1 protein-coding gene and 1 pseudogene are annotated in these 2482 nt (G+C 59.4%); both read left to right on the plus strand.

Annotated elements, in window-relative coordinates; translation table 11 throughout:
• Nucleotides 1-111: 111 nt before the first annotated feature.
• Nucleotides 112-1602 (plus strand): annotated as a pseudogene (istA, locus tag PL640_RS25445) (IS21 family transposase); the annotation flags it as partial.
• A gap of 8 nt (nt 1603-1610) precedes the next feature.
• Nucleotides 1611-2345: an IS21-like element helper ATPase IstB gene (istB, locus tag PL640_RS25450; protein WP_113579232.1), complete on the plus strand. Its 735-nt coding sequence runs from the start codon at nt 1611-1613 to the stop codon at nt 2343-2345.
• The last annotated feature ends 137 nt before the right edge of the window (nt 2346-2482 follow it).

A 2482-nucleotide genomic window follows, 5' to 3' on the forward strand; every position in this document is an offset into this window, starting at 1 on the left:
TGTGTTTCGGCGTGGAATATTGACCCCTCTGACGGGGTGATCGGCGTCCAATTTTGACCCCCCACCTGTTTCGTCTGACCATCCGTCTTTTGCTGGCGGATGGAGGGGGAGTTGAAGCGAGTGGATACGATTGCGCGTGTTCGTCGAGCCTTCCATGTGCAGGGCTGGTCGGTGAAGAGGATCGTCCGGGAGCTGCATGTCTCCCGCAACACGGTCCGCAAGATACTGCGATCTGATGAGACCGACTTTTCCTACGAGCGCGAACGACAACCTCTACCGAAGACGGGTCAGTGGAAAGGCGATATCGAACGCTTCCTGGCTGCCAACGAAGGTAAGCCCTCTCGTGAGCGGCTGACGCTGATCCGGATTTACGAAGAGCTTCGGGCGCTGGGTTACGACGGCAGTTACGATGCGATCCGGCGTTATGCGAAGGGATGGTCGAAGGACCGGGGTGCAGTGACGGCTGAAGCCTACGTGCCGCTCTACTATGCGCCCGGCGAGGCTTATCAGTTCGACTGGAGCCACGAGATCGTTCTGATCCAGGGCGTGACGACGACGGTGAAGGTTGCGCATGTCCGGCTTTGCCACAGCCGGATGATGTTCGCGCGAGCCTATATGCGTGAGAGCCAGGAGATGGTCTTCGACGCGCACGACAAGGCCTTCGACTTCTTCCGTGGCACCTGCACACGCGGCATCTACGACAACATGAAGACGGCCGTCGAGTCCGTCTTCATTGGCAAAGAACGGCTCTACAATCGTCGCTTCCTGCAGATGTGTAGCCATTATCTTGTACACCCTGTAGCCTGCACGCCTGCATCCGGATGGGAGAAGGGACAGGTCGAGAACCAGGTCGGTCTTGTGCGAGAGCGCTTCTTTACGCCGCGCCTCAGAGTCAAAAGCCTGGACGAGCTGAATGTCTGGCTGCTCGACAAATGCGTTGCCTATGCCAAGGCTCATAGCCATCCCGAACAGACGGCGCAGACAGTCTGGCAGATGTTCGAAGCAGAACGCAGCAGCCTCGTTCGCTACGTTGGCCCGTTCGACGGCTTCCACACCGTTCCGGCCTCGGTGTCGAAGACCTGCACCGTCCGCTTCGACAACAACAAATATTCGGTCCTGTCGACTGCTGTCGGTCGCCCTGTAGAGGTTCATGCATATGCTGATCGGATCGTCATCAAGCAGGATGGAGTTACAGTCGCTGAACACCAGCGCAGCTTCAGTCGTGGCGACACTGTTTACGATCCCTGGCACTATGTCCCTGTCCTTGCTCGCAAACCCGGTGCCTTGCGCAACGGCGCTCCCTTCCGCGAATGGGTTTTGCCTGCCGCCATGGAGAAGGTACGCAAGCGACTGAAGAGCGTAGATGACGGTGATCGACAGATGGTCACCATACTCGGATGCGTTCCCGCCGATGGTCTCGCAGCCGTTGAGGCTGCTTGCCAGGAGGCGCTCGAGCACGGTGTCTGCTCGGCCTCGGTGATCATCAACATTCTGGCGCGAAGCCGCGATCCGGCTCCCGCGGCAACCCTGCAAATCCCGGATGCGCTTCGGCTTGCCCATGAGCCGGTCGCCGACTGCGCCCGTTACGACAGGCTCAGGAGGGTAAGTTGATGGAACGCACGCAGGTTCTCGAACTGATGAGCACGCTGAAGCTCTACGGAATGCGCAGCGCCTACGACGAGGTCATGGGAAACGGCATCAAACGGCAACACGAGCCACCGCACATTGTCGGCGACCTCCTGCAGTCGGAGATCGCCGAGAAGCAGGCACGCTCAATCCGCTACCAGCTCAGCATCGCCAAATTGCCGTTGGCAAAAGACATCGACGACTTCGACTTCGCCGACACGCCCGTCAATGAATCCCTGGTGCGGGAACTGGCCACCGGCACCTTCGTCGCCGACCAGCGCAACGTCGTCCTCGTCGGCGGCACGGGAACCGGCAAGAGCCATCTGGCTATCGCGATTGCCCGTGCACTCATCCGCAACGGCACACGTGGACGCTTCTTCAACGTCGTCGATCTGGTCAATCGCCTGGAAACGGAAACGCGCAACGGCAAGCAAGGTCGGATGGCCGATTACCTCACACGCCTCGACTTCATCATCCTCGATGAACTCGGCTATCTACCGTTCGCGCAGGCCGGAGGTCAGCTCCTCTTCCACCTTATCAGCAGGCTCTACGAGCGCACCTCGGTCATCGTCACGACCAACCTTGCCTTCGGCGAATGGCCGTCGGTGTTCGGCGATGCAAAGATGACGACGGCTCTTCTCGACCGCCTGACCCATCACTGCGAGATCGTGGAAACCGGAAACGAGTCCTGGCGCTTCAAGAACCGTTCTCAAAGCTAAAGCCGAAGATATCCATCACCCGCACTTGGCCTACCCTCTGCAACCCCGGCCAGCGCCGGGCAGGCCAAGCGCTGATCGCTTACAGGGGGGTGAATATTGGACGCCGATAAGGGGTCAACATTCCGAGCCGATTGACA

This window comes from Agrobacterium sp. ST15.16.024 (assembly GCF_027956545.1).
GTDB classification, from domain to species: Bacteria; Pseudomonadota; Alphaproteobacteria; order Rhizobiales; family Rhizobiaceae; genus Agrobacterium; species Agrobacterium cucumeris.

Bases quoted from the DNA above. Each gene is read 5' to 3' on its own strand.
- istB (WP_113579232.1), top strand. From the start codon at position 1,611: ATGGAACGCACGCAGGTTCTCGAACTGATGAGCACGCTGAAGCTCTAC.